General features: G+C 64.0%; 30 protein-coding genes and 2 pseudogenes. 16 read left to right on the top strand and 16 right to left on the bottom strand.

Annotated features, from left to right (window positions below; genetic code table 11):
* Positions 1 to 10: 10 nt before the first annotated feature.
* The 15 genes and pseudogenes from BJI67_RS13590 to BJI67_RS13520 all read right to left on the bottom strand — a co-directional run bounded on the left by BJI67_RS13590 (position 11) and on the right by BJI67_RS13520 (position 11,472).
* Positions 11 to 280 carry an HPr family phosphocarrier protein gene (locus BJI67_RS13590; protein ID WP_070073485.1) on the bottom strand — a complete coding sequence of 90 codons (270 nt, stop codon included), beginning with the start codon at positions 278 to 280 and terminating at the stop codon, positions 11 to 13.
* Positions 255 to 681, bottom strand: a pseudogene (locus BJI67_RS13585) (PTS sugar transporter subunit IIA); the annotation flags it as partial. The pseudogene BJI67_RS13585 and the gene BJI67_RS13590, both read right to left, overlap by 26 nt.
* 50 nt (positions 682 to 731) lie before the next feature.
* Positions 732 to 1,592, bottom strand: a complete 861-nt coding sequence (gene rapZ, locus BJI67_RS13580) for an RNase adapter RapZ (RefSeq protein WP_070073483.1) — start codon at positions 1,590 to 1,592, stop codon at positions 732 to 734.
* Positions 1,589 to 2,533: an HPr(Ser) kinase/phosphatase gene (hprK, locus tag BJI67_RS13575; RefSeq protein WP_070073482.1), complete on the bottom strand. Its 945-nt coding sequence runs from the start codon at positions 2,531 to 2,533 to the stop codon at positions 1,589 to 1,591. Before hprK ends, rapZ begins: the two co-directional genes overlap by 4 nt.
* Before the next feature lie 8 nt (positions 2,534 to 2,541).
* The gene (locus BJI67_RS13570; protein ID WP_070073481.1) at positions 2,542 to 3,006 is read right to left on the bottom strand and encodes a PTS sugar transporter subunit IIA; all 465 of its coding nucleotides are present in this window, start codon (positions 3,004 to 3,006) and stop codon (positions 2,542 to 2,544) included.
* 24 nt (positions 3,007 to 3,030) lie between these two features.
* On the bottom strand, positions 3,031 to 3,351 hold the full coding sequence (gene hpf / locus BJI67_RS13565) for a ribosome hibernation-promoting factor, HPF/YfiA family (protein ID WP_070073480.1): 321 nt from the start codon (positions 3,349 to 3,351) through the stop codon (positions 3,031 to 3,033).
* A 193-nt stretch (positions 3,352 to 3,544) separates the two neighbouring features.
* Complete coding sequence (locus BJI67_RS13560; RefSeq protein ID WP_156782153.1) at positions 3,545 to 5,002, bottom strand: RNA polymerase factor sigma-54; 1,458 nt, start codon at positions 5,000 to 5,002, stop codon at positions 3,545 to 3,547.
* A 72-nt stretch (positions 5,003 to 5,074) separates the two neighbouring features.
* Complete coding sequence (lptB, locus tag BJI67_RS13555) at positions 5,075 to 5,800, bottom strand: LPS export ABC transporter ATP-binding protein (protein ID WP_070073479.1); 726 nt, start codon at positions 5,798 to 5,800, stop codon at positions 5,075 to 5,077.
* Entirely contained in the window at positions 5,797 to 6,225 is a 429-nt protein-coding gene (lptA, locus tag BJI67_RS13550; RefSeq protein WP_197513122.1) for a lipopolysaccharide transport periplasmic protein LptA, read from the bottom strand. Before lptA ends, lptB begins: the two co-directional genes overlap by 4 nt.
* Positions 6,226 to 6,318: 93 nt before the next feature.
* Entirely contained in the window at positions 6,319 to 6,888 is a 570-nt protein-coding gene (gene lptC, locus BJI67_RS13545; RefSeq protein ID WP_070073477.1) for an LPS export ABC transporter periplasmic protein LptC, read from the bottom strand.
* A complete protein-coding gene (gene kdsC / locus BJI67_RS13540) occupies positions 6,885 to 7,418 on the bottom strand; it encodes a 3-deoxy-manno-octulosonate-8-phosphatase KdsC (RefSeq protein ID WP_070073476.1) in 534 nt (177 codons plus the stop codon). Before kdsC ends, lptC begins: the two co-directional genes overlap by 4 nt.
* Positions 7,418 to 8,392, bottom strand: coding sequence for a KpsF/GutQ family sugar-phosphate isomerase (locus BJI67_RS13535; protein WP_070073475.1), 975 nt, complete (start codon positions 8,390 to 8,392; stop codon positions 7,418 to 7,420). Before BJI67_RS13535 ends, kdsC begins: the two co-directional genes overlap by 1 nt.
* Before the next feature lie 4 nt (positions 8,393 to 8,396).
* On the bottom strand, positions 8,397 to 9,356 hold the full coding sequence (locus tag BJI67_RS13530; RefSeq protein ID WP_070073474.1) for a calcium/sodium antiporter: 960 nt from the start codon (positions 9,354 to 9,356) through the stop codon (positions 8,397 to 8,399).
* A gap of 92 nt (positions 9,357 to 9,448) precedes the next feature.
* Complete coding sequence (locus tag BJI67_RS13525) at positions 9,449 to 10,393, bottom strand: NAD-dependent epimerase/dehydratase family protein (protein ID WP_070073473.1); 945 nt, start codon at positions 10,391 to 10,393, stop codon at positions 9,449 to 9,451.
* Complete coding sequence (locus BJI67_RS13520; protein ID WP_070073472.1) at positions 10,393 to 11,472, bottom strand: LLM class flavin-dependent oxidoreductase; 1,080 nt, start codon at positions 11,470 to 11,472, stop codon at positions 10,393 to 10,395. Before BJI67_RS13520 ends, BJI67_RS13525 begins: the two co-directional genes overlap by 1 nt.
* 103 nt (positions 11,473 to 11,575) lie before the next feature.
* Between BJI67_RS13520 and BJI67_RS13515 the strand changes: the two genes are divergently transcribed.
* The 16 genes and pseudogenes from BJI67_RS13515 to BJI67_RS13450 all read left to right on the top strand — a co-directional run bounded on the left by BJI67_RS13515 (position 11,576) and on the right by BJI67_RS13450 (position 23,082).
* Positions 11,576 to 12,169, top strand: a complete 594-nt coding sequence (locus BJI67_RS13515; RefSeq protein WP_070073471.1) for a hypothetical protein — start codon at positions 11,576 to 11,578, stop codon at positions 12,167 to 12,169.
* An 83-nt stretch (positions 12,170 to 12,252) separates the two neighbouring features.
* Positions 12,253 to 13,065, top strand: coding sequence for an ABC transporter ATP-binding protein (locus BJI67_RS13510; RefSeq protein ID WP_070073470.1), 813 nt, complete (start codon positions 12,253 to 12,255; stop codon positions 13,063 to 13,065).
* 1 nt (position 13,066) lies between these two features.
* Positions 13,067 to 13,849 (top strand): lipid asymmetry maintenance ABC transporter permease subunit MlaE, encoded by a 783-nt coding sequence (gene mlaE, locus BJI67_RS13505; protein WP_070073469.1) that lies wholly within the window; start codon positions 13,067 to 13,069, stop codon positions 13,847 to 13,849.
* 16 nt (positions 13,850 to 13,865) lie between these two features.
* Complete coding sequence (gene mlaD, locus BJI67_RS13500; protein WP_070073468.1) at positions 13,866 to 14,324, top strand: outer membrane lipid asymmetry maintenance protein MlaD; 459 nt, start codon at positions 13,866 to 13,868, stop codon at positions 14,322 to 14,324.
* A gap of 19 nt (positions 14,325 to 14,343) precedes the next feature.
* Entirely contained in the window at positions 14,344 to 14,979 is a 636-nt protein-coding gene (locus BJI67_RS13495; protein WP_083250893.1) for an MlaC/ttg2D family ABC transporter substrate-binding protein, read from the top strand.
* On the top strand, positions 14,976 to 15,290 hold the full coding sequence (locus BJI67_RS17050) for an STAS domain-containing protein (protein ID WP_083250892.1): 315 nt from the start codon (positions 14,976 to 14,978) through the stop codon (positions 15,288 to 15,290). The genes BJI67_RS13495 and BJI67_RS17050 overlap by 4 nt, the downstream gene beginning before the upstream one ends.
* Positions 15,291 to 15,374: 84 nt before the next feature.
* Entirely contained in the window at positions 15,375 to 16,634 is a 1,260-nt protein-coding gene (gene murA / locus BJI67_RS13490; protein ID WP_070073467.1) for a UDP-N-acetylglucosamine 1-carboxyvinyltransferase, read from the top strand.
* Positions 16,635 to 16,638: 4 nt separating this feature from the next.
* Positions 16,639 to 17,292 carry an ATP phosphoribosyltransferase gene (hisG, locus tag BJI67_RS13485; RefSeq protein WP_070073466.1) on the top strand — a complete coding sequence of 218 codons (654 nt, stop codon included), beginning with the start codon at positions 16,639 to 16,641 and terminating at the stop codon, positions 17,290 to 17,292.
* Between the two features lie 104 nt (positions 17,293 to 17,396).
* Entirely contained in the window at positions 17,397 to 18,479 is a 1,083-nt protein-coding gene (locus BJI67_RS13480) for a 3-deoxy-7-phosphoheptulonate synthase (protein WP_070073465.1), read from the top strand.
* A gap of 40 nt (positions 18,480 to 18,519) precedes the next feature.
* Positions 18,520 to 19,830 (top strand): histidinol dehydrogenase, encoded by a 1,311-nt coding sequence (gene hisD / locus BJI67_RS13475; protein WP_070073464.1) that lies wholly within the window; start codon positions 18,520 to 18,522, stop codon positions 19,828 to 19,830.
* Positions 19,831 to 19,851: 21 nt separating this feature from the next.
* The gene (locus tag BJI67_RS13470; protein ID WP_070073463.1) at positions 19,852 to 20,601 is read left to right on the top strand and encodes a Nif3-like dinuclear metal center hexameric protein; all 750 of its coding nucleotides are present in this window, start codon (positions 19,852 to 19,854) and stop codon (positions 20,599 to 20,601) included.
* 125 nt (positions 20,602 to 20,726) lie between these two features.
* The gene (locus BJI67_RS17045; protein ID WP_083250891.1) at positions 20,727 to 20,945 is read left to right on the top strand and encodes an antitoxin MazE family protein; all 219 of its coding nucleotides are present in this window, start codon (positions 20,727 to 20,729) and stop codon (positions 20,943 to 20,945) included.
* Positions 20,942 to 21,268, top strand: a pseudogene (locus BJI67_RS13465) (type II toxin-antitoxin system PemK/MazF family toxin). Before BJI67_RS17045 ends, BJI67_RS13465 begins: the two are co-directional and overlap by 4 nt.
* Before the next feature lie 410 nt (positions 21,269 to 21,678).
* Complete coding sequence (locus tag BJI67_RS17040; protein WP_083250890.1) at positions 21,679 to 21,930, top strand: cytochrome c1; 252 nt, start codon at positions 21,679 to 21,681, stop codon at positions 21,928 to 21,930.
* Between the two features lie 97 nt (positions 21,931 to 22,027).
* Positions 22,028 to 22,657, top strand: coding sequence for a glutathione S-transferase N-terminal domain-containing protein (locus BJI67_RS13455; protein ID WP_070073461.1), 630 nt, complete (start codon positions 22,028 to 22,030; stop codon positions 22,655 to 22,657).
* 26 nt (positions 22,658 to 22,683) lie between these two features.
* Entirely contained in the window at positions 22,684 to 23,082 is a 399-nt protein-coding gene (locus BJI67_RS13450) for a ClpXP protease specificity-enhancing factor (RefSeq protein ID WP_070073460.1), read from the top strand.
* Here BJI67_RS13450 and BJI67_RS13445 read toward each other — a convergent pair.
* Positions 23,075 to 24,466 (bottom strand): FAD-binding oxidoreductase, encoded by a 1,392-nt coding sequence (locus tag BJI67_RS13445; RefSeq protein ID WP_070073459.1) that lies wholly within the window; start codon positions 24,464 to 24,466, stop codon positions 23,075 to 23,077. The two genes, BJI67_RS13450 and BJI67_RS13445, sit on opposite strands and share 8 nt — an antisense overlap.
* Positions 24,467 to 24,469: the final 3 nt, after the last annotated feature.

Here is a 24,469-nt window from a genome sequence, read left to right as displayed (position 1 = left end):
GCGGGTGAGCTTAGTTTTCTTCCCCGAAGCGGTCGGCGATGAGAGCGCTGAGTTCGGCCAGTGCCTGTTCGGCATCCACACCCTCGGCGTGTAGCGTCAGCGTGCTGCCCTGGGCCGCGGCGAGCATCATCACCCCCATAATGCTTTTGCCATTGACGCGGCGCCCGTCGCGTTCGAGTTCGATGTGTGCTTCGAATCGCCCGGCCAGGCTCACCAGCCGAGCGGCAGCGCGTGCGTGCAGACCTAGACGGTTGACGATGGTGACTTCGAGTTGCGCCATGCCTAGCCCATATCCTGGCAGTTGAGTACGCCGTCATGCCCCCCGCTGAGCGCCTTTTCCTTGAGGGCGTCGAGTTCGAGCGTGGGATAGTTGAGGATTCGAATCAACATGGGGAGGTTGAGTCCGGCGAGGATGCGTATCTGGTGTTTGTCGTCGCACAGGCGGCAGGCGACGTTGCTGGGCGTCGAGCCGAACATGTCGGTCAGTACCAGCACCCCGCTACCGGCGTCCAGACGGTCGCACAGCGTGCGGGCTCGCTGCAGCAGGTCGTCGGGATCCGCAGCCGGGGAGACCGCCAGGACGGCGACTTCGAGCGGCGGTTCACGCAGCATGCTGCGTGCCGTTTCCATGAGGTCGGCACCGAGGCGGTTGTGCGTGATCAGCAGGATTCCCACAGACATCGGCGATCAACCTATGCAGAGGCGAAGCGGACGGAAGGCGACGGGCTGCATCAGGCGAGTTCCCGGTGGCGGATGGTAATTTCGGTGCCGCGTTCGTCGCGGAAGGCATCGGCGAGGCGCTGCACCAGGTATACCGAGCGATGTTGCCCCCCCGTACATCCGATCGAAACGGTCAGGTAGCTGCGGTTTTCAGCCTCGAAGCGGGGTATCCAGCTTTGCAGGAAGCGTTGGATATCGTGGTACATGTCCTCGACCATGGGATGTGCGGAGAGGTAATCCCGGACCAGTGGATCGAGGCCGGTCTGATTGCGCAGGCGGGGCTCCCAGTGCGGATTGGGCAGGCAGCGGACGTCGAACAGGAAGTCCGAGTCGCCGGGGACGCCATGCTTGAAGCCGAAGGACTGGAACTGCAACGAGAGCGAGCCGACGTGGCTGCGCCCAACGCGCTCGCGGATCTGCGCGCTGAGCTGATGCACGTTGGTCCGCGTGGTGTCGATGGTCAGGTCGGCATGCTCGGCGATGATCGACAGCAAGGAGCGTTCTAGGTGTATCGCTTCGATCAGCGGCAGTCCCTTGCGTGATAGGGGATGCTTGCGTCGGGTCTCGCTGAAGCGCTTGAGCAGTGTGTCGATCTCGGCTTGCAGGTAGATGATCTCGAGTTCGACGCCGCGGGCACGGATGTCTTCGAGAATGGTTTCGAAACGGCGTAGCTCCTCGATGCCGCTGCGTGCATCGATACCCACGGCCGCCTCTTCATAGAGTTTGACCCGTGGGCTCAGCAGGTTGTCGACGAAGGCGGGCAGCAGGCCTAGGTGCAGGTTGTCGATGCAATACAGACCTTCATCTTCAAGGGCATGCAGGGCCACCGTCTTGCCTGAACCCGAAAGTCCGCTGATGATGATCAGTCTCACGATTCGCCCTCGAGGCGTTGTTGCTGGCGTTGGATCAGATCGTCGGCCGCATCATACCCGGACTGAAGCAGAAGGTGTTTACGTACGGCGGCCTCCACCAGCACGGCGAGGTTGCGGCTGGGTGCGACCGGCAGCTCGATCAGCGGTATTTCGATGCCTAGTAACGATTTCATGCGCATGACGCCGTACAGGCGGTTCTCGTTTTGTTGGGCCGCTTCGCTACCCTGGCGAAGATCGACGATCAGGCGCAGGTATTTGTGCCGCTTGATCGCGTTGTCGCCGTACATTGCGCGGACGTTGAGCACGCCAAGCCCGCGGACTTCCAGCATGTCCTGTAGCACCGGCGGGCAGCGGCCCTGCAAAATATCGGGCGTGATGCGTGCGAATTCGGGAGCGTCGTCGGCGACCAGGCGGTGGCCTCGGGTGATCAGTTCCATGGCTAGTTCGCTTTTGCCCACGTTGCTGTCGCCCGTCAGCAGCAATCCAGTGCCCAGCACCTCCATGAACACGCCATGGACGGTGATGGTCTCGGCCAATGTCTCGCTGAGAAAGTAACGCAGCGTGCTGATGAGTTCGTGGGTCGCCCGAGGAGAGGCGAGGAGCGGGATGCCCGCCTTGTCGGCAAGCTCGATCAGGTGTGCGTCGGGGTATTCTCCACCACCGACCACGACTGCCGCGCTGTCGCCATTGAGCAATTGTCCAAGTGCTTGCTCGCGGACGGCCGGTTCGAGTCGGTTCAGGTAGGCAAATTCGCGGCTGCCCAGCACCTGGACGCAATGCGGGTGGATCAGGTTGAGGTGGCCGACCAGGGTGGCTCCGCCCCAGTGCGTGTCGACCTCGGCTAGGTGCTGGCCCGCGCCCCTGCGCCCGGCGACCCAGGAGAGCTCTAGGCGTTCGCCTAATACCTGATACAGATCCTCAGCGGAGAGTTGGGTGTTCATGGCGTCGCCTAGGCGGCGTGCCGTGCATCCCAGTCGTTGAGCAGATCGAGCGTCGCCGCACCGTCATGCGCGTTGCGCAGCTGGTGCACGGTGGCGGGGTCGCTGAACAAGCGCGCCAGCCGTGCCAGCGTTTCTAGATGCTCGTTCGTACACGTCTCGGGAACCGCCAGGGCAAACAGCAGATCGACCGGCTCTCGGTCGGGGGCATCGAAATCGACGCCCTCCTTGAGCTTGATGAAGGCCGCCTGGGTTTGCTCGAGTCCGGCAATGCGCGCATGGGGTATGGCCACCCCATGGCCTAGACCGGTGCTGCCCAGCCTTTCCCGCGCGAGCAGGGTGTCGAAAACCTCGTGGGACGAAACCTGGGCACCCTGAGCGAGCAGTTCGCTCAGGGCTTCCAGCGCCCGCTTCTTGCTGTGGATGTCCGCGTCGTTGACGATGCGGTCAGAGGTAAGCAGTTCGCCGATATGCATGGTTTGGGTGTCGCTTGCGTAGTGTCACGTGGCCGTGCGCTTGGTGGTTTCGGCCTTGTGATGATCTTTGGTTTTTTCCTTGTGTTTAATCACTTGCCGATCGAGCTTGTCGACCAAAGCGTCGATGGCCGCATACATGTCTTCGTCGGTCGAATCGGCAAAAATCTGGTTGCCGCCAAGATTCAGGCTGGCTTCGGCTTTCTGACGCAGTTTTTCGACGGAAAGAATCACGTGTACGTCGATCATGTTGTCGAAGTGCCTTTCGAGGCGCTGGAATTTTTCCTCCACGTAACCGCGCAGGGCGTCGGTCAGTTCGATGTGGTGCCCGGACAGGTTGATTTGCATACGATACTCCTCGTTATGGGCCGTGTCCTGATTGCCCTTTGTGATGATGGATACATTGCCGCTGACTTAATGGCATTGGCACGATTTCGTGACCATGCTTGTCTTCCGCAGAACTCGGCCGCGGAAGAATGCTGGACACTCGTCTGGCGGACACGGAGCTGTGATGTATTGGGAAAGCGCCATAACTTCCAGTCTAGTTGAGTCGCTTGCGATCGCTGGATGAGGGGATGTTCATGCCTTCGCGGTACTTCGCGACCGTGCGCCGGGCGACCTGGATGCCCTTGTCGCTCAGCAGTTCGGCGAGCTTGCTGTCCGACAGCGGCTTGTCGCCGGGCTCGCCCTCGATCAGCTTGCGGATCATCGCGCGTATGGCCACCGCCGAACATTCGCCGCCATCGGCCGTGCCGACATGGCTGGAGAAGAAGTACTTGAATTCGAAGATGCCGCGTGGCGTGTACATGTATTTCTGCGTGGTCACGCGCGAAATGGTGGATTCGTGCATGTCCACCTGTTCGGCGATATCGCGTAGTACCAGGGGTTTCATCGCCTCCTCACCGTATTCGAGGAAGCCGCGTTGCTGCTCGACGATCGCAGTCGCGACACGAAGCAGAGTTTCGTTGCGGCTTTGCAGACTCTTGATGAACCAGCGGGCTTCCTGCAGCTGGTTCTTCATGTAGGTGTTGTCCATGCTGCTGTCGGCGCGACGCACCATCGACGCATAGGTTGAATTGACGCGCAGTCGCGGTGCGACCTCGCTGTTGAGTTCGACCCGCCAACGCTTCCCCTGCTTGCGCACGGTGACGTCGGGCACGATGTATTCGGGGCGGCTGTTGCTGATCTGCGCGCCGGGGCGGGGGTTGAGCGACTGGATCAGCAGGATGGTTTCGTGCAGCGCGTCCTCGTCGAGCTCAAGGTGGCGCATCAGCGTCTTGAGATCGTGGTTGCCGAGTAGGTCCAGATAGTTTTGTACCAGGCGTCGGGCAGGTTTGAGGTAGGGCGTATCGAGCGGCAATTCGGAAAGCTGGATGTCCAGACATTCAGCCAGATTGCGCGCGCCGCAGCTGGGCGGGTCGAGGCGCTGTACGAGGTGCAGGACCGCTTCGACGTCCTCCACCTCAAGTTCGGTTTCCATTTGCGCGGAGAGCGACGCACGGATGTTTTCGAGGTCATCCTGTAGGTAGCCGTCGTTGCCGATGGCATCGATCAGGGTCATTGCGATCAGTCGATCCTGATCGCTCATCGGCGCGAGATGGACCTGCCAGAGCAGGTGATCGGCCAGCGATTCGCCGTCGCCGCTCTGCGATTCGTAGGGGTCGCGATCGTCCGTTTCGGGCGCGCTGCCGGCTGCGGACGGAGGTTCGTAGATATCGTCCCAGGCGCTGTCCACCGGCAGTTCGTCGGGGATTACGTCCTGGGGTGTGGCCTCTTCCGCTGCGCTTTCGCGCCCTTCGCCGTTGAGCCCTTCGGTCTCGCTACCTTCGGAACGCCCTGTGTCTTCGTCCACCTCGAGCATAGGGTTGCTCTCGAGCACTTCCTGGATGTGCGTCTGCAACTCCAAAGTGGAGTACTGCAGCAGCCTGATGGCCTGCTGCAGTTGCGGCGTCATCGCCAGGGATTGCCCTAGCCTGAGTTGGATGGACGGTTTGATCATCGCGCCTGATGTTTATCTTGAATCCGCATTTAACGCAATGGTCATGATGGAAAGTCGGAACATGGTTTCAGCTTACAACCGGAAGTCCTGTCCCAGATAGACCTCGCGGGCCTTCTGGTCGCGTAATATTTCTTCGGGCGTGCCGGCGGCAAGCACATGGCCATCGCTCAAAATATATGCGCGCTGGCAAATGCCCAGGGTTTCACGGACGTTATGGTCGGTGATCAAGACGCCTATGTCCCGGTCGCTCAGGTGTCGCACGATTCGCTGGATGTCGAGTACCGATATCGGGTCGACTCCGGCGAAGGGTTCGTCGAGCAGGATGAAGGCAGGATCCGCAGCCAGAGCGCGTGCAATTTCCACGCGTCGCCGCTCGCCTCCCGACAGGCTGAATCCGCGGCTCGCGCGGATGTGCCCGATCTGTAGTTCATCCAGCAAGTTTTCCAGGATTTCATTCTGGGCTTTGAGGTCGAGATTGTCACGCAGTTCTAGCACGGCGCGGATGTTGTCCTCGACGCTCAGCTTGCGGAACACCGAGGCTTCCTGCGGCAGATAGCCGACGCCCATGCGCGCGCGGGCATGCATCGGAAAGCGTGTGATCTCCTGGTCGTTGAGACGGATCTGGCCGGAATCCGGCTGGATCAGTCCGACAATGATGTAGAAGCAGGTGGTCTTGCCGGCTCCATTGGGGCCGAGCAGACCGACGATCTCGCCGCTGGCCACCTCTAGGGATACGCCGTCGAGCACATCGCGGCCGCGATAGCGCTTGGTCAGCTGGGTGGCGCTGAGTACGCTCACGGCGCGGGTTTCCCAGTGGCTGGAGCGGTCTGCTTACCGGGGACGAGTGTGGCCTCGACGCGCGTTCCGGGAGTGCCGGCAGTGACGACGCCGGTTTTGGTGTCGTACACGATATGCGCGCTGCTGAAGGTGTTGGCCCCCTCGGTGAGTTCGGCGGCGCCGTCCAGGTGGACCTGCTGACTGGCAGGCAGGTAGCGCATGTGCGCAGCGTGGCCGTCGACCTTGCGTCCCTTCGGTGTGACGTCGCTGAAACGTGCCGGCGTGCCCTCCATGCTGAGACGTTCCACCGGGGCGTTCGGCGGAGCCACCACGGTCAAGCGTTCTCCCACGATGGTGAGCGAATTCTGCTGCACCCGGACTCCGCCGGTATAGACACCGATTCCGGATTTCTGGTCGAAATGGAAATGGTCGGCGCTGACGTGCACGGGGCGTCGCGCGAGACCGGGGGGGCGGCGCCGGCGGGGGGCAGGGTCAGCGCCATGGCGAACAGCGTCAGTGCGCGGCGCCGCAAGGCGGATCTAGCGCGTCGGCCTGATGGGCGTATAGACACTATGCACGTCCTTTAGCAGGTCGAAGGTTTGTTGTTTGAAGTTCGCATTCAGCCCTGTGCCGTCGGTCACGGCATGAGGGGCCTGGATCCGGGTGGGCCGAGAGCTCGTCGCGGTCTGTCGGCGTGTGTCGACGGTGACATCCTCTGTGGTCACGCGGATTTCATGTCCCTGTGCATCCGGTCGGGTGATGACCACCTGCTGCGGCATGTGCACGATGGTGTCGCCCGGCATCAGTATGGCGCTGGGCGAGCGCAACGTGACCGGCGGCCCATGTTCAGGATATACCACGAGCACGGGGTCGGTCAGCCGGGTCAACCGGTCGGGCAGGGTATGCGCCAGTGCACTGGCCCGCAGGCGGTAGCGTGGTTTGCCGTCGGCTCGCATTTGCGTCAGCGTGATGCCCTGGGCGCTGTAATCCGTGCCCTGTTGCAGGGGCTGGAATTTGATCGGTGGCGGCAGGGCGTTGCGTGCCAGCCAGAAACCGAGCATCAGGGTGACGGCCAGCGCGGCGCCTGTCAGCAGGCGCTGCGCGTTCATGCGAGATAGGTCGCGACCAGGCGTTCATATTGCCCCTGGGCGCGCATCACCAGTTCGCAGGCCTCCCGAGCTGCGCCGCGACCGCCGGCGGCGGCGGTGACCCAGTGGGCGTGCGTGCGGACCTCGGCGGCCGCATCGGCGACCGCCATGGCCAGGCCCACGCGGCGCATGACCGGAAGATCGACGATGTCGTCGCCGACGTAGGCGACGGCCTCAGCACTTAGCCCGATCCGGGCGAGGAGTTCCTCGAACGCCGGGAGCTTGTCGCGGCGCCCCTGGACGACATGGTCGATGCCGAGGTCGGCGGCGCGACGTTCCACCACGCGCGAGCTGCGCCCGGTGAGGATGGCCAGCGCGACGCCGCTGTCCGCGAGCATGCGCATGCCGTGGCCGTCCTTGGAGTTGAACGCCTTGTACTCCTGACCGTCGTCGCCGAGGATCAGGCGCCCGTCGGTGAGCACGCCGTCGACGTCGAAGATCATCAGGCGTACGGCGCGCGCGCGCTCGACGATGTCTTCGGTGAGTTGCATCAGACGACCCCCGCGCGCAGTAGATCGTGCATGTTCAGGGCGCCAACGAGACGCTGCTCGGCGTCGACGATCGGCAGCGCCTGGATGCGATGTTCCTCCATCAGCTTGACCACCTCTGCAGCGAGCATGTCGGGGCGCGCAGTCTTGCAGTTGCGGGTCATGACATCGGCGATGGAGGTGCCGTGAATGTCGATGGCCTTGTCCAGCGTACGGCGAAGATCGCCGTCGGTGAAAGTGCCGATGACCCGCTCGTCGAGGACTACGGTTGTCATGCCCAGGCCCTTGCGCGTGATCTCCATCAGGGCCTCGCTGATCGGGGTTTCCGGCGCGACGGAGGGCACGTCTTGACCCCGTCGCATCACGTCTGCGACGTGCAACAACAGGCGGCGGCCCAGGCGCCCGCCCGGATGCGAGCGGGCGAAATCCTCGGCGGTGAAGCCGCGCGCCTCGAGCAGCGCGATCGCCAGCGCGTCGCCCATGGCGAGCGTCGCCGTGGTGCTCGAAGTCGGCGCCAGGCCGAGCGGGCAGGCCTCGCGCGCGACGCTGACGTCGATGTGCACGGTGGCTTCCCTGGCGAGGCTGGAGCCCGGATTGCCGGTAAGTGCGATCAAGGGGACGCCCAGGCGGCGGATAAGCGGGAGAATGGTCAGGATTTCGTCGGTCTCGCCCGAATTCGACAGCGCCAGCACTACGTCCTGGGCCGTGATCATGCCGAGATCGCCGTGGCTGGCCTCACCGGGATGGACGAAAAAGGCCGGGGTGCCGGTGCTGGCCAGGGTTGCGGCGATCTTGCTGCCGATATGTCCGGATTTGCCCATGCCGAGCACGACGATGCGCCCGCTACAGGCGTGCAGGTGATGGCAGGCGCGCGCAAAGGTGGCGTCAATGCGTTCCGCCAGTGCGGCGACCGCTTCGCTTTCGGTGCGGATCACCGCCAGGCCAAGGGTGATGAGCTGTTGGTCGTCTAGGGGCATGGGGTCAGGCAGTCCAGTAAAGCCAGCATTCGTAGCCGATGAATACGCCGAGCAGTACGCCGCCCTCGGCGCGGTTGATGCGCCGGGGCTGACGGCCGTAGGCGAATACGAAGAGCAGGAGCGTGAGCGCGAGCATCAGCGGATAGTCGCGCGTGAGCACCGCGTGTGGCACGGGGCCGGGGGCGATCAATCCCGGCAGGCCGAGCACGCCGAGTACGTTGAATAGGTTCGAGCCGATGACGTTGCCGAGGGCAATATCGGGCTCGCCGCGCCGAGCGCTGACGATGCTGGTAGCGAGTTCCGGCAGGCTGGTGCCGATGGCGACCACGGTCAGCCCGATGACGAGGTCGCTGATGCCGAGCGTGTGGGCGATGTGTACGGCGCCCCAGACCAGCATCCTGGCGCCGCCAAGCAGGACCAGCAGGCCGAGTGCGAACCAACCCAGGGCGGCGGCGGTCGAGGTCGGTGTGGGCTGCTCGTCGAGGAGTTCCTCGGCGAGCGCATCGTCGGTCCGTGCGCGCCGGGCGGACCACACCATCCAGGCGACCAGCAGGGCCAGCCCCAGCAGCAGCGCGGCGCCTTCCGCGCGGGCGAGCCTGCCGTCGCTGAGCAGCCAGTAGCCGAACAGCATCGCCACGAGCAGCAGCGGCAGCTCCCGTTTGAGCAGCTTGGAGTGCACGGTCAGCGGGGCGACCAATGCGGTGGCGCCGAGGACCAGGCCGATGTTGGTGATGTTCGATCCGATGGCGTTGCCGATACCTAGGCCGGGATTGCCGTCCCACGCAGCCAGTGCGGAGACCAGCAGTTCCGGCGCCGAGGTGCCCATGCCGACGATGGTCAGGCCGATCACCAGTGGCGGTACCCCGAGATTGCGGGCGAGCGCCGCTGCGCCGTAGACGAAACGGTCCGCGCTCCAGATGAGCAGTGCGAAGCCGGCGAGAATGGCAAGGGCGGCGAGCAGCACGTCGGACGGCGTTCCTGAAGGGCCCGTTGGGCGGGCGGAACGAGGAATTATACATAGGGGGTGGCGAAAAGCCCTGCATGCCAGGCATGGGCTCAGTCGTGCCAACCTCTCGCGGCGCGGCGCACGCAGGCGGCGGTGTCGAGCTCGGGGACGAAGTCCAGTTCTGCGGCTGCCTTGCGTGTGTCGAGCACCAGGGGGTGACGCAGTCCGCCGACCCAGCCCGGTTCGCCGGCGGCAGGGGTGATCTGCCAGGCAATCCGATGCAGGCCGGCAAGGATCGCGGGCGGGACGGCGATCCGCCGTCGGCGCACCAGCCCGAGCATCTCATACAGGCTCATCGGCGGGTCGGCCGCGAGATTGAACGCCCCGCGTGCACGCTGGGTCAGCGCGAGGCCGATGGCGCGCGCCACGTCGTTCTCCCAGATGCACTGGGTGGGCGGCGGCGGGGTGACGCGTGGGTAGATGGGCTGGCGCAGGACTCGATTGAGCAGAGGGTGTGCATGCGCCCCGACGATGGCATGCGGCCGCAACCGGGCGACGCCCATGGCGGGGTGGCTGGCGGCGAAGCCTTCCAGCCAGCGTTCGACCTCGATCTTGTCCTCGGCGTAGGCGAATCCCGGCATGGCGCGCAGCGGGGCCGCTTCGTCCAGTTGCGGCGGGTTGTCCGGCCAGGCGCCGTAGACGGCCGCGCTGGAGACGAATACGGCATGACCGACGCCGGCTGCGACCGCGGCCTCGAAGACGTGTCGGCTTCCCTCGACGTTGATCGAGTGCAGGGTCGTGCGCTGGTGTCGGCGCCGGCCAAGCCCCCCGCCCATCAGCACGAAGGCGAGGTGTACCAGGGCGTCCACACCTTCGAGCAGTTCACTCGCGGCCGGATCGCGGACGTCGACCCGGCGGTGTCGGTAGCGCGGATCGGTTTCCTCGGCGGGACGCAGGTCGAGGCCGACGATCTCCTCGGCGATGCCCGCGTCAAGCAGGTGCGGCACCAGGACGCGGCCCAGCCGGCCAGCGCTGCCGGTTACCGCGATGCGCATCAGTCGTCGAGCGCCGGCATGACCCGCTCTGCGAACAGGCGCATCGCGGCCAGCGTCTCCGTCTGCGGCAGCACGCCGGCGCCGAATGCGAGCAGGACATGATCGACGCCGGCCTCCTTGAGCGCGCGCAGTCGTTCGATGCAGTGCGCTGGGTCGCCGACGATGGCCATGCCCAGGGTTTCCAGCGCGCCGAGCGTGAGGGTCTTGTCCATCAGCCCGCGGAAGGGCCCGAAGCGGCGGTAGTACTCGTAGCTTTCGTACAGGCGTTCGAGCACGCCGCGGGTCTGGCCGAGCAGCTGGCGGTAGAACCAGACGAGGCCGTCGCGGGCCTGGGCCCGCGCCTGCCGAGGGTCTTCGTGGCAATGAATGCCGATGGTCATCGCCACACGCGGCCTGGGCTGATTGGTGTCGCCGCCACCTCGCTGCTCTCGCTCCCAAGCCTCGCGGTAGCGGCGGATGTCCTCGCGCACCATGAACCAGGGCTTGAACGGGCCGACCAGTACGCCGACGCCGATCCGGGCGGCCAGCTCGAAGCTGTCGGGGCTGACCGCCGCGGTCCAGATCGGCGGATGCGGCCGCTGCAGCGGCCGCGGCAGCACGGGGAGATCGTCGAAGCGGAAATGCGTGCCGGCGAAGTTCACGCGTCCGTGCGCGAAGGCCTGGCGGATGACCTGTAGGGATTCCTCGGTGTAACTGCGGCTGTCGCGCATGTCCCGGCTGAAGGCCTGGTACTCCTGCGGCGAGAAACCGCGCCCGAAGCCGAATTCCACGCGTCCGCCGGAGAGCACGTCGAGGGTGGCCAGACGCTCGGCCACGCGGATAGGGTGGTGGTAGGGCAGTGGGACGATGGCATGCCCCAGGCGCAGGCGCTGGGTGCGCTGCGAGGCGGCGGCTAGGAACAGATCCGGAGACGTGCTGTGCGAGTATTCCGGCATGAAGTGGTGTTCCACCAGCCAGCCGGTGGTGAAACCCAGCGTCTCCGCCAGGGCCCACTGCGTCAGCGTGTCCTCGAAAACCTGTCGTTCGTCACGGCCGCCGGCCGTCGGTACGGAGAGTTCGTTGAACAGGTCGAAATGCATGGGCGGCATTCTAGCCCCAACTCGGTATGCATGGCGTTCCGCGCTGCCCGGGCCCAGGCGCTAGAATGTCGCCAGCCGAATGACTGGCCTGGAGAGGACGCACATGGTGCAGGTGGAGATAGGCGTATGGGACTGGCTGCGGGCCGACTGGCTGGAGACCTATTACCCACCGGACCTGCCGGTCGACTGGCGGCAGGCCTACTACGCCAACGAATATGCCTGCGTCGGCCTGCCGGCCTCGGCCTGGACCCCTGGCGAGTTGCCGTTGTGGGCCGACGAAACCGGCGGCAAGGTGGCTTACTGGCTAGGCTGCGATCCGACGAAACTGACCGAGGCGGCAACCGTGGACGCCCTGGTGAGCCTGGGAGAGTGCCTTGCGGGGATATTCTTCGAGGACGTAGGGTTGCAGCCGGCGCGGGCGCTGATGAGTCGTCTGTACGCGGACGGACTTGCCCCCGCCTATGCGGCGGAACCCCCGCTGGCGGGTGTCACGCCGCCCTGGCGTCCCGAGCATGCGGACCGCCCGGCGGCCATCGGCCTCTACGCCCCACGCCTTGGCGACGACGTGTGCCGCAGGCGTGCGCTGATCGAATCGTTCGTGGCTGCGCCCGGCCCGGCACAGCGTTACCTGTTCGTCGAAGGTGCGCCCGCGATCGTCGAGGAATGCCGACAGCTTTGCGACCTGCTGGGCCGTTGATGCCTGCCCGGATCGAGGTTGACAGCCCCGGCCGACTCTCAGAGACTGCTCGCTTCCCGCAACGGATGCGGTTTCGAGGTGCCATGCAGGACCAGAATGCTAAGCCGCTGATCGAGGTGCAGGACCTCGTCTTTCGACGCGGCGGGCGGACCATCTTCGATGGCCTGAACATCGTGGTGCCGCGCGGTCGGGTAACCGCGATCATGGGGCCTAGCGGCACCGGCAAGACCACCCTGCTCAAGCTCATCGGCGGCCAGCTGACGCCTGCGTCCGGGCGGGTGCTGGTCGACGGGCAGGATGTGCATCGTCTCGGCCGCAGCGAGCTTTACCGTCTGCGCCAGCGCATGGGCATGCTGTTCCAGAGCGGTGCGCTGCTCACCGATTTGAACGCCTTCGAAAATGTCGCCTTCCCGTTGCGCGAGAACACCCGTTTGCCCGAGGAGATCATTCGCCCGCTGGTGCTGATGAAGCTGCAGGCGGTGGGGCTGCGCGGGGCGCATGCGCTGATGCCGAGCGAGCTGTCCGGCGGCATGGCGCGGCGCGTGGCGCTGGCACGGGCGATCGTGCTGGACCCGATGATGATCATGTACGACGAGCCGTTCACCGGCCTCGATCCGATCACGTTGGGAACCATCGTGACCCTGATCAAGCGCATCAACGACGGGCTGGGGCTGACCAGCATCGTCGTTTCCCACGACGTACCCGAAACCTCGGGCATCGCCGATCTCATCTATCTGATCGCCGACGGCAAGGTGGTCGAGTCGGGAGCGCCGGAGGCGCTGAGAGACACGCAATCGGCATGGGCCGCGCAGTTCCTCCAGGGGCTGCCGGACGGCCCCGTGCCGTTCCATTATCCGGCGCCGGACTACGCCGACGACCTGCTGGGGAAAGTCTGACGTGCTGAATGCCATTCGTTCCCTGGGCCAGTGGGCTCTGGGCATCCTGGAACGCCTGGGGCGCTCGGCGCTGTTTTTCCTGCGCGTGCTGTCGGCGTTGCCGACGCCGCTTGCCCGTCCGGGCCTGATCGTACGCGAGGTCTATTCGGTCGGCGTGCTGTCCTTTCTGATCATCACCGTCTCCGGGCTGTTCGTCGGCATGGTGCTCGGTCTGCAGGGCTACACGACGCTGGTGAAGTTCAACGCGACCGAGTCTCTCGGTGTCGTCGTCGCCCTGTCGCTGGTGCGCGAACTTGGGCCGGTGGTCACGGCCCTGCTGTTCGCCGGTCGCGCGGGCTCGGCGTTGACTGCCGAAATCGGCCTGATGAAGGCCACCGAGCAGCTGTCCGCCATGGAAATGATGGCTGTCGACCCGTTCCGGCGGGTGATTGCGCCTCGCTTCCTGGCCGGAGTGATCGCCATGCCGCTGCTGGCCGCGCTGTTCAGCGCGATCGGCGTGTTCGGCGGCTACCTGGTCGGCGTAACCCTGCTGGGCGTGAACGACGGTGCGTTCTGGTCGCAGATGCAGGCCAACGTCAGTTTCGCGCATGATATTCTCAACGGCGTGATCAAGACCCTGGTCTTCGGGGTCGTCGCCAGCTGGATCGCGGTGTTTGAAGGTTACGATGCCGTGCCCACTTCGGCAGGCGTGAGCCGCGCGACCACGCGCACCGTCGTGAATACCTCGCTGGCCGTCCTGGGCCTGGACTTCATCCTGACCGCGCTGATGTTCAGCGGCCATTAAGATACGGAGTTCTACGATGAACACGCGTTCGATCGAAATCCTCGTCGGCCTGTTCGTGGCGGCCGGTTGTCTGGCTCTCCTCGTGCTGGCCATGAAGGTGAGCAACCTGACCGACTTCAGCGGCGGCAACGGCTACAAGGTGTACGCCTACTTCAACGACATCGGCGGCCTGAAGGTGAATTCGCCGGTTACCGCAGCGGGGGTTCAGGTCGGGCGGGTGGATTCGATCCAGTATGACGCCAAGAATTTCGAGGCCAAGGTGACCATGAGCATCAACGACAAGTATCACGATTTTCCCGTGGATACCTCGGCGAGCATCTACACCGCAGGCCTGCTGGGAGCGCAGTACATTTCATTGTCGCCGGGCGCTTCCGAACAGGTGCTCAAGAACGGCAGTCGGATCCAATACACGCAATCGGCCGTGGTACTGGAGAAGATCATCGGCCAGCTGATGGTCAAACTCACCTCGAAGTGAAGCTAACGGAGGACCACGCATGATCGATCGTCTGATCAAATTGTTCGCAACGACGTGTCTGCTGATGGCTGCCGCCGTCCCCGCTGCCTGGGCAGGCACCACGCAGGACCCTCTGGAAGTGGTCCAGACCGCAGTGAACAAAACCCTGGATGCGCTGCACTCGCATACCAAGGCCGAGCTGGCGTCGCCCAAATATGTAAATCACCTGGTTTCTGGGATCATCTTGCCGGCGGTGGATGTTGACGCCTCGGCGCGGCTCGTACTGGGCCGATACTGGCGCACCGCAACCCCGGAGCAGCGCAAGGCCTTCGTCGAGCAGTTCAAGCTGCTGCTGATTCACACCTATGCCAAGTCCCTGACCGAGTACGCCGACAGCAAGGTCCGCTTCCTGACCAACCGGGATACGGTCAGTGACCCCTTCGCGACCGTCTATACCCAGGTGGTGCGCAGCGGCCAGCAGCCACTGGCGGTCGACTACAGCCTGCTGAAGACCCCGCAGGGCTGGAAGGTCTACGACATCACCATCTCGGGGTTGAGCCTGGTCACGAACTACCGCAGCACCTTCGGTCAGGAGATCGCCCAGACCAGTCTGCAGGCACTGATCCAGCGCCTGGCCAAGCAGAATGAGGCCAACAACAAGGCGTCTGCCTCATGAACGAGGCGGCAAGGCTCGAAACTGCGGGTGAGGGTCGTTACCGGATTAGCGGGCCTTTGAACGTGGCCAGTGTGCCGACAGTTTGGCCTGCGTTGGCGAGGCTTGCGGCAGGCGGTGGGGATACGGATGTCTCCCTCGCTGGAGTGACTCACGCGGACAGTGCCGCCGTTGCTTGCCTGGTGGCCGGTATGCGCGCTGCACGGGCGGCCGGCGGACGTATTCGATTTGCCGACCTGCCGGAATCGATGCGCGTGATCGTCGACGTGAGCGATCTCGAATCCCTGTTCCCCGCCGTGTCGCCCCAGGCCTGACTGCCCCCGACGGCGTCGATGCGGTAAGATCAGCGCCCTTTTCTGCAGAGCCGGCGGCCGAATGCCCCGGAGACACGGTCTTAGATGGATAAGCTGCTGATCTACGGTGGCGGGCCCCTGAACGGGGAGGTCCGCATATCGGGCGCGAAAAACGCGGTGCTGCCGATACTGGCGGCGACGCTGCTGGCCGACGGGCCGACGCGGGTGTCCAATGTTCCACATCTGCACGATGTGACCACGACGATGGAATTGCTCGGGCGCATGGGCGTGTCGCTCACGGTGGATGAGCGTCTGGGCATCGAGATCGACACCCGCGGCATCCACACGCTGCGCGCCGCCTACGAACTCGTCAAGACGATGCGGGCATCGATCCTGGTGCTCGGTCCGCTGCTCGCGCGATTCGGTGAAGCAGAGGTCTCCCTGCCCGGCGGCTGCGCCATTGGTTCACGACCCGTGAACATCCATGTCGAAGGGCTGCGCGCCCTGGGTGCAGAGATCGAGGTCGAGGGCGGTTACATCAAGGCCCGGGCCAAGCGCCTTCGCGGTGCGCGTCTGGTGCTCGATGTAGTGACGGTCACCGGCACCGAAAACCTGATGATGGCGGCGAGTCTGGCCGAGGGGCGTACCATCATCGAAAACGCGGCGCGCGAGCCGGAGGTGGTCGACTTGGCCGGCTACCTCATGGCCATGGGAGCGCGGATCGAGGGCGCGGGTACGGATACGATCGTGATCGAAGGCGTGGAGCGCCTGGGGGGCTGCGATTATGAGGTCCTGCCGGACCGCATCGAAACCGGTACCTTTCTGGTTGCCGGCGCGATCACCGGGGGACGGGTCCGCGTCAAGAAAACTCGTGCCGCGCTACTAGACTCCGTGCTGCAGAAATTGCGTGCCTGCGGTGCCGAGATACAGGTCGGCGAGGACTGGATCGAACTCGACATGCACGGCGAGCGGCCGCGCGCCGTCGATCTGCGCACGGCGCCGTATCCGGCGTTTCCGACCGACATGCAGGCACAGTTCACCGCGCTCAACGCCGTCGCCAACGGTACCGGATCGATCACCGAAACGGTGTTCGAGAATCGTTTCATGCATGTGCAGGAGCTGCAGCGCATGGGCGCGGATATCCGCGTCAACGGCAACACCGTGGTGATTCACGGCGTACCGCAGCTCACCGGTGCGCCGGTGATGGCCACCGACTTGCGCGCGTCGGCCAGCCTGATACTGGCCGGGCTGGTGGCCAAGGGTGAGACGGTGGTGGACCGCATCTACCACATCGACCGCGGATACGAGTGCATCGAGGAAAAGCTGGCCCAGATTGGCGGTCGGATTCGCCGGATAGTGGGGTAAACGCATGAGCGAAACGCTGACGATCGCACTGTCCAAGGGACGTATCTTCAAGGATACGCTGCCGTTGCTTGCCGCTGCCGGTATCGTCCCAACGGACGACCCGGAAACCAGTCGCAAACTGATTCTCGATACCAACGACTCCAGCGTGAAGCTCGTCATCATCCGGGCAACCGACGTACCGACCTATGTGCGCTACGGGGCGGCAGATCTCGGTGTCGCAGGCAAGGATGTGCTGATGGAGCATGGCGGCGAGGGTATCTACGAACCGCTGGACTTGCGCATCGCGCGCTGCCGCATGGTGGTCGCGGGCCTGCCCGGAGGGTATGCCGGCAGCCGGCGCCTGCGTGTGGCGACCAAGTTCGTCAATAGCGCGCACGCGCACTTTGCCGCCCAGGGGCGTCAGGTCGAGATCATCAAGTTGTACGGCTCGATGGAGCTGGCGCCTCTGGTAGGGCTGGCCGACTGTATCGTCGATCTGGTCGATACCGGCAATACCTTGCGCGCAAATGGTCTGGTGCCATGGGAGGACATGGCCCAGATCAGTTCGCGACTGATCGTGAACAAGGCCTCGATGAAAATGAAGCATCGGCGGGTTCAGCGCATCATCGAGCAGCTGCGGGAGGCGGTAGAGAGTGAGCACGGTGACGTACTTGAATAAAGCCGTCGCGCACGCATTCATGGTACTCTCGGGACCAAAACGGCACTTGATCGGTGCGAGTCGCGCCGTGGCTTGCGAGGGCAGGGCCGGGCAGCAGGAAAGTCATGCGCTATCAGACTGAAGATCTACGGATACAGGCCATCCATGAGGTGAGCACGCCGGCGACGGTTCGCGAGGAACTGCCGCTCACGGATGAGGGCGCCCGCCTTGTCTTCGAGACCCGGCGCCAGATCCATGATCTACTCACCGGGGCCGATGACCGGCTGCTGGTCGTGGTCGGTCCCTGCTCGATTCACGATCCCGAGGCGGCCAAAGAGTATGCCGGGCGCCTGCTACGCCTTCGCGAGGCTCTGAGCGAAGATCTGCTGCTGGTCATGCGCGTGTATTTCGAAAAGCCGCGCACCACCGTTGGTTGGAAGGGGTTGATCAACGACCCCAACCTGGACAACAGCTTCCAGATCGATCTCGGTCTGCGAGTGGCGCGACGACTGTTGCTGGAACTGTCGGACATGGGCATGCCGGCGGCGACCGAATACCTCGACATCATCAGTCCGCAATACATTTCCGATCTGGTGAGCTGGGGGGCCATCGGGGCGCGCACCACGGAAAGTCAGGTGCACCGTGAGTTGGCTTCCGGACTGTCCTGCCCGGTCGGCTTCAAGAACGGGACCGATGGCGGCGTGCAGATTGCCATCGATGCGATCCGCTCGGCCATGCAGCCGCATCACTTTTTGTCGCTGACCAAGGCTGGGCGTTCGGCGATCTACACGACGACCGGAAACGAGGACTGCCATTTGATTCTGCGCGGCGGATCCCGTGGGCCGAATTACGACGCCGAAAGCGTGCAGACGGTTGCCGAGCGCCTGATTAAGGTCGGACTGCCCCCGCGCCTGATGGTCGATTGCAGCCATGCCAACAGTCACAAGCAGGCCGAACGTCAGGTCGAGGTCGCCCGCACGCTAGGCGAGCAGATTGCCAGTGGCAGCGAGGCGATCATGGGCGTAATGATCGAAAGCCATCTGGTTGCGGGCCGGCAGGACGTCGTGCCCGGCCAGGAGCTGACCTATGGCCAGAGCATCACCGATGCTTGCCTAGGCTGGGATTCGACGGAGCAAACGCTGTGTGAACTGGCGGAATCGGTCGCCATGCGCAGGAAGTCCCATCGCCGACAACAGCAGCTCGGCTGAACGCGGTTTCGGCCGGTACTACCCAAAGCGAGGTTTCGATATGCCCGAAATCCATCGACTCGACAGCCGAGATGCCGAATTCGCTTCGCGTCTGGACGCGCTGCTGACCTGGGAAAGCGTGGCCGACGAAGGCGTTATCTCCATCGTCAACGAGATACTCGGCGCCGTGCGTGAACGCGGCGATGCCGCCTTGCTCGAATACACGGCCCGTTTCGATCGCCTGGTGCTGGATCGCGGCAGCGATCTCGAGGTGCCTGCAGAGCGTCTGGCACAGGCGCTGGATAGCCTGCCGTCGGCACAGCGCGAAGCCTTGCATCTGGCTGCCGAGCGCATCCGGGCCTATGCCGAACGCCAGCGACTGGAGTCCTGGGAATACACCGAAGCCGATGGCACGGTGCTCGGCCAACAGGTCAGCCCGCTCGACCGGGTCGGCCTCTATGTCCCCGGCGGCAAGGCGGCCTATCCCTCCTCCGTGCTGATGAACGCCGTTCCGGCGAAGGTGGCCGGGGTGGGCGAACTGATCATGGTGGTGCCGGCCCCGGGCGGCGAGTTCAACGAACTGGTGCTCGCTGCGGCGGCCGTCGCAGGCGTCGATCGCGTCTTTACCATCGGCGGCGCGCAGGCCGTTGCCGCGCTGGCCTACGGTACCGAAACCGTGCCCGCGGTCGACAAGATCGTGGGGCCAGGGAATATCTACGTGGCGGCCGCCAAGCGCCAGGTCTACGGCACCGTGGGCATCGACATGATCGCCGGCCCCTCCGAAATCCTGATCGTGTGCGACGGGCAGACCGATCCGGACTGGATCGCCGTCGATCTGTTTTCCCAGGCCGAGCACGACGAGGACGCACAGGCGATCATGCTGTGTCCGGACGCCGATTACATCGACCGTGTCGCCGCGGCGATGGACGAACTGCTGGCCGAGATGCCGCGTGCGGACATCATCCGCACGTCGCTGCGCGTGCGCGGTGCGCTGATCCGGGTACGTGACATGGACGAGGCCGTGGCGCTGGCCAACCACATCGCGCCCGAGCATCTCGAGCTTTCCGTGGCCGAGCCGGATGCGCTGGCGGCGCGCATCCATCACGCCGGAGCCATGTTTCTGGGGCGTTATACCGCCGAAGCCCTGGGCGACTACTGTGCCGGGCCGAATCACGTGCTGCCGACCTCGCGCACGGCGCGTTTTTCTTCGCCGCTGGGCGTGTATGACTTCCAGAAGCGCGCGAGCATCATCCGTTGCTCCGCGGAAGGAGCGGGTGTGCTCGGGCAGACGGCCTCGGTGCTCGCGCGCGGCGAGGGCCTGATCGCCCATGCGCGTTCGGCCGAATACCGCCTGTCCGACCAAAAGGACTGAACCTCCCGGGCGGACACGCGCATGGTGAATCTGACCGAGCTGTGCAGCTATGCCGATGCCTATCTTGATGTCGGCCGGTTCCGCGATTACGCGCCCAACGGCCTGCAGATCGAAGGTCGCCCGGAGATCGGGCGCCTGCTGACCGGGGTGACCGCGTCGCAGGCCCTGCTCGATGCGGCGCTCGACTGGAAGGCGGACGCCGTGTTGGTGCATCACGGCTATTTCTGGCGCGGCGAGTCACCGGTGATCTCCGGCATCCGTAGGAAGCGGCTGAAGACCTTGCTGGGGCATGACCTGAACCTGATCGCCTACCATCTGCCACTGGACGCCCACCCCGAGGTGGGCAACAACGCGCAACTGGCCATGCGCCTTGGCTGGCTTGCGGAGACTCCGCTCACTCCTGAAGGGGTCGGCTCATTCGGACGTCCCGATGAACCGCAGACGATCCGGACCCTGGTGGAACGTGTGGCCGATGTGCTTGGCCGCGAGCCGCAGTGGATCGAGGCCGGGGACGAGCGCATCGAACGCGTCGCCTGGTGCACCGGAGCCGCGCAGAGCTATTTGGAGCGGGCGATCAGCCTGGGCGCGCAGGTCTTTCTCAGCGGTGAGATTTCGGAACAGACCGTACACCTGGCCAGAGAGGCCGGCGTGCATTACATTGCAGCCGGACACCACGCGACAGAGCGCTACGGCGTTCTGGCCCTGGGTGAACACCTTGCCCAGCGCTTTGGTCTGGAACACCGCTTCGTGGATATCGACAACCCCGTCTGAAATACAGGTCCCTGCATGTGAACCTGTATCCCCTCTCCGCGTAAGGCGTTTACCTAAAGTGTGGTTTGCTGTGCCTGCCTATACTTTTACCAAAGTTGCATGTAACAAATCTAAGCAGGTAAAACATGAGCACGGTTAATTCACGCGTACAAAAACATCGGGAGTCGCTGCGCAAGGCGGGCTTGCGGCCGGTTCAGTTATGGGTCCCCGATACCCGTCGAAGAGGATTTGCTGCAGCGTGTCGGCGTCAATGCCTGCTGGCCACCAGAACAGATGCTGAAGATGCAGAGCTGCAGCAGCTCATGAATGAAAGCGTGTCCGACCTGGAAGGCTGGGCCGAGTGAGGCGTGGTGATCTGGTCACAGTCGCCATACAGGGGGAATTCGGCAAACCTCGATCGGCACTGGTTATCCAGGTAGGCCAGGTTGACGCCCTGGATACACTGACGATCTTGCCTGTATCCAGCACCTTGATCGAAGCCCCGCTGTTTCGACTCGCCATTGAACCCAGTGCGAAAAACGGCTAAAGAAAGCCTTCTCAGATCATGGTGGATAAACCCATTACGATCAGGAAGGACAAAATCGGTACTGTCGTGGGCCACCTTGAAACCGAGAACATGGTGGCGGTTGAGCGCAGTCTTGCCCTATTTCTTGGAATAGCCAAGTAAAGCTAAGCCCTCCTGATGCCCCAAATCCAAAAACAACACTTTAAGTAAACGCCTTGCTCCCCGCGCAGTTTATTAGACCTTGCCCGGATCATGAACAAGGCCTTGGAAAGGTTCTTGTGAGAATGCTTGCAGAGGCGTGTCGATGTCGATCTGCCAGGCCGTGTCGTGGGTCCCGGGCAGCGCGAGGTGTTTCGTGAATTGCTGTCTGAGCTGCCACACCCTGTCTGCAGTCCGTTACAATCATCTTGAGCAGCTGGGGTTGACGCCCGCACAAATTCGGGAGAATCTGATTTTCAGTAGGTACAAGATCGACGATAAGGTGCATGTGACCATACTTTAGTAGGACGCCAAGCGCGGGTTCGGCGCCGCGTCCTGCGGGCAGTAATAATCTAGCCTTCCCGAATGTGGGCATGCCGGGTGTGCCCTGGCAGATGCGGCGATGCAACGCAGGTGGATCACCTGAATATGGCGTAGGCGGGTACAATGACCCATGTGGGTATGAGCACATGGCCCGTGATGTGGTGGCGTTTCTGTCATACGTGGGCGAACCCAGGCAACTCGAACGTCGGCGACTGGGTATCTACGTGCTGGCATTCATCGGCCTTTTGTTTGTGGTGTCATACTCGCTGAAGAAGGAATACTGGAAGGACGTGCGGCACTGAATCGGGCGCACGTCGGGCGTGCGGAGCACGCGCCGGCGCGGCGATTTCGGACAGGCGGCGTTCGGCCGACGTGACCGCCTGACGACGGAGTGAAGAGATGAGTCTGGTCGCCAACCGCCGCTCGGTGATGACGCTGTTTTCGGATCCGGATTGTCCGGACAGCCACCGCACGCGGATCGTGCTCGCGGAGAAGGACGTTACCGCCGATGTTATCCATATCGATCCGAGCAGCAAGCCCGAGGATCTGGTCGATCTGAATCCCTACAACTCCGTGCCCACGCTCGTCGATCGCGACCTCGTGCTTTACGATGCCCGCGTGATCATCGAATATCTCGACGAGCGCTTACCGCATCCGCCATTGATGCCGGTGGATCCAGTTGCCAGAGCCAAGGCCCGTCTCCTGATGTACCGGGTCGAGCGCGACTGGTACCAGCTGCTGGGGGAACTGGTCGGGGCCGACAAAAAACAACAGCCACGCTTGCGCAAGATGCTGCGGGAAAGCGTGCTGTCCGCAACGCCCCTGTTCATGGAAGCAAGACCGTATCTGTTCGGCGAGGATTTCAGCCTTGTCGATTGTTCGGTGATTCCGGTGCTGTGGCGGCTCGGGGCGCTGGGTATCCAACTCCCGCCGGCCGCCAAGGCCATTACCGACTACAGCGCGCGCGTGTTTGCCCGCCAGGCGGTACGCATCAGCTTGAGTGACATCGAACGCGAGATGATTGCCTGAACGCCATGACTTCAGTGCCAGATCCAATGACCTCCAGTCGCCCGTATTTGGTCCGCGCCATTTATCAGTGGGTCGTCGACAACAACCACACTCCGCATATGCTGGTGGATGCCAGCGGCGACGATGTACAGGTGCCCGTGCAGTATGTGCAGGACGGCCGCATCGTTCTGAATGTTGCCCCGCAGGCGGTCGAGGCGTTGAATCTGGGCGACGACTACATCAGCTTCAGTGCCCGTTTCGGTGGCCGCGCACAGGAGATTTTCGTGCCCGTACACCGGGTCATGGCCGTGTATTCGCGCGAGAACGGTCAGGGCATGATGTTCGGCGAGGATGAAACGCCGCCGCCCGGCGATGGGGGCGGCGCCGAAAGGTCTCCGTCCAAACCCGAAGGCGGTGGGCGCCCGGGCCTGCGGGTGGTCAAGTAGCGGCGCCAGGCAGGGCCTTGTCCGGATTGAGTAGCCCCAGCGGATCGAACTCGTGTTTGATTCCGCGCATCAGGGCCAGGGTGGCCGCGTCGATTTCCAGTGACACGAAGTCCCGTTTCACGAGCCCGATGCCGTGTTCGCCGGACAGGGTACCCTCGAGACTCAGCACCAGTTCGAACACTTCCTGCAGGCAGGCCTCGGCCGCGGCGGCCTGCCTTGGATCGTCGGGATCGATCAGCAGGTTGACATGAATATTGCCGTTGCCGGCATGGCCGAAGTTCACGATGGTGATGTCGTGACGTCGCCCCAGCGTGCGCAGGCCGTCGATCAGGCTGGGGATGTGCGAGACAGGCACGACCACGTCTTCGTTGATCTTCTTGGGCGCGACGGTGCGCAGCGCGGGTGAAAGCGCCTTGCGGGTGGCCCAGAGGGCTTCAACTTCCTGCTGGCTGCCTGCGACCTTGGCGGACAGACACCCCTCGACGTCGGCGGCTCGCATGACTTCGCCGACGGCCTCGTCGAGACTTGCCGGTGCGCCGTCGACCTCGATCATCAGCAGGGCGCCGGCTGCCGCGGGCAGTTCCGCTTTCGAATAGCTGCGGATCATCTCGATGGCGGCACCATCGATGAATTCGAGGGCGCAAGGAACCACCGGCTGGGCCATGATCGCGGCGACGGCGTGCGCGGCGGCCGTCATGTCGGCGTAGACCGCCTGCAGGGTACGTTTGGCGGCAGGTTTAGGGGTGAGCTTGAGTGCGGCCTCGGTGATGATCGCCAGCGTGCCTTCCGAGCCGATGATCAGGCGCGTCAGGTCGTAGCCGACCACGCCCTTGGTGGTCATGACGCCGGTGCGGATGCTGTCGCCGGCCCCGGTGACCGCGCGCAGGCCCAGGGTATTCTCGCGCGGGGTGCCGTACTTGACCGCGCGCGGGCCTGCAGAGTTGTAGGCGAGGTTGCCGCCCAACGTGCAGGCCGCCGCACTGGTCGGGTCGGGAGGCCAGAAAAATCCGTGTTCCGCAGCGGCCTGCTGCACGGCCAGATTGGTGACCCCGGGTTGCGCGATCAGAAGCCGGTTGTCCGGGTCGACCCGGATGATGCGGTCCATGCGTTCCAGGCTCAGCACCAGGCCGCCCCGCAAAGGCACAGTGGCACCGGTCGTGCCGGTGCCCCGTCCGCGCGGGGTGATCGGCACGCGGTGCTCGTTGCACAGACGGACCAGGGCAACAATCTGGTCGTGCTCGCGCGGGAAGGCCACTGCATCCGGGGGCGCGTGGCGCTTGGAGTTGTCGTAGCCGTAGGTCCAGCAGTCGCCGGCCTCGGTGAGCAGGTCCTCTGCCGGCAGCAGCTCCGCAAGTGCGTCGAGCATCGGGCGAGGCAGGGACATGGG

Source organism: Acidihalobacter aeolianus (assembly GCF_001753165.1).
Taxonomy (GTDB): Bacteria; Pseudomonadota; Gammaproteobacteria; order DSM-5130; family Acidihalobacteraceae; genus Acidihalobacter; species Acidihalobacter aeolianus.
Note: the sequence above shows the minus strand (reverse complement) of the source record. Positions and strands in the feature narration are given on the sequence as shown.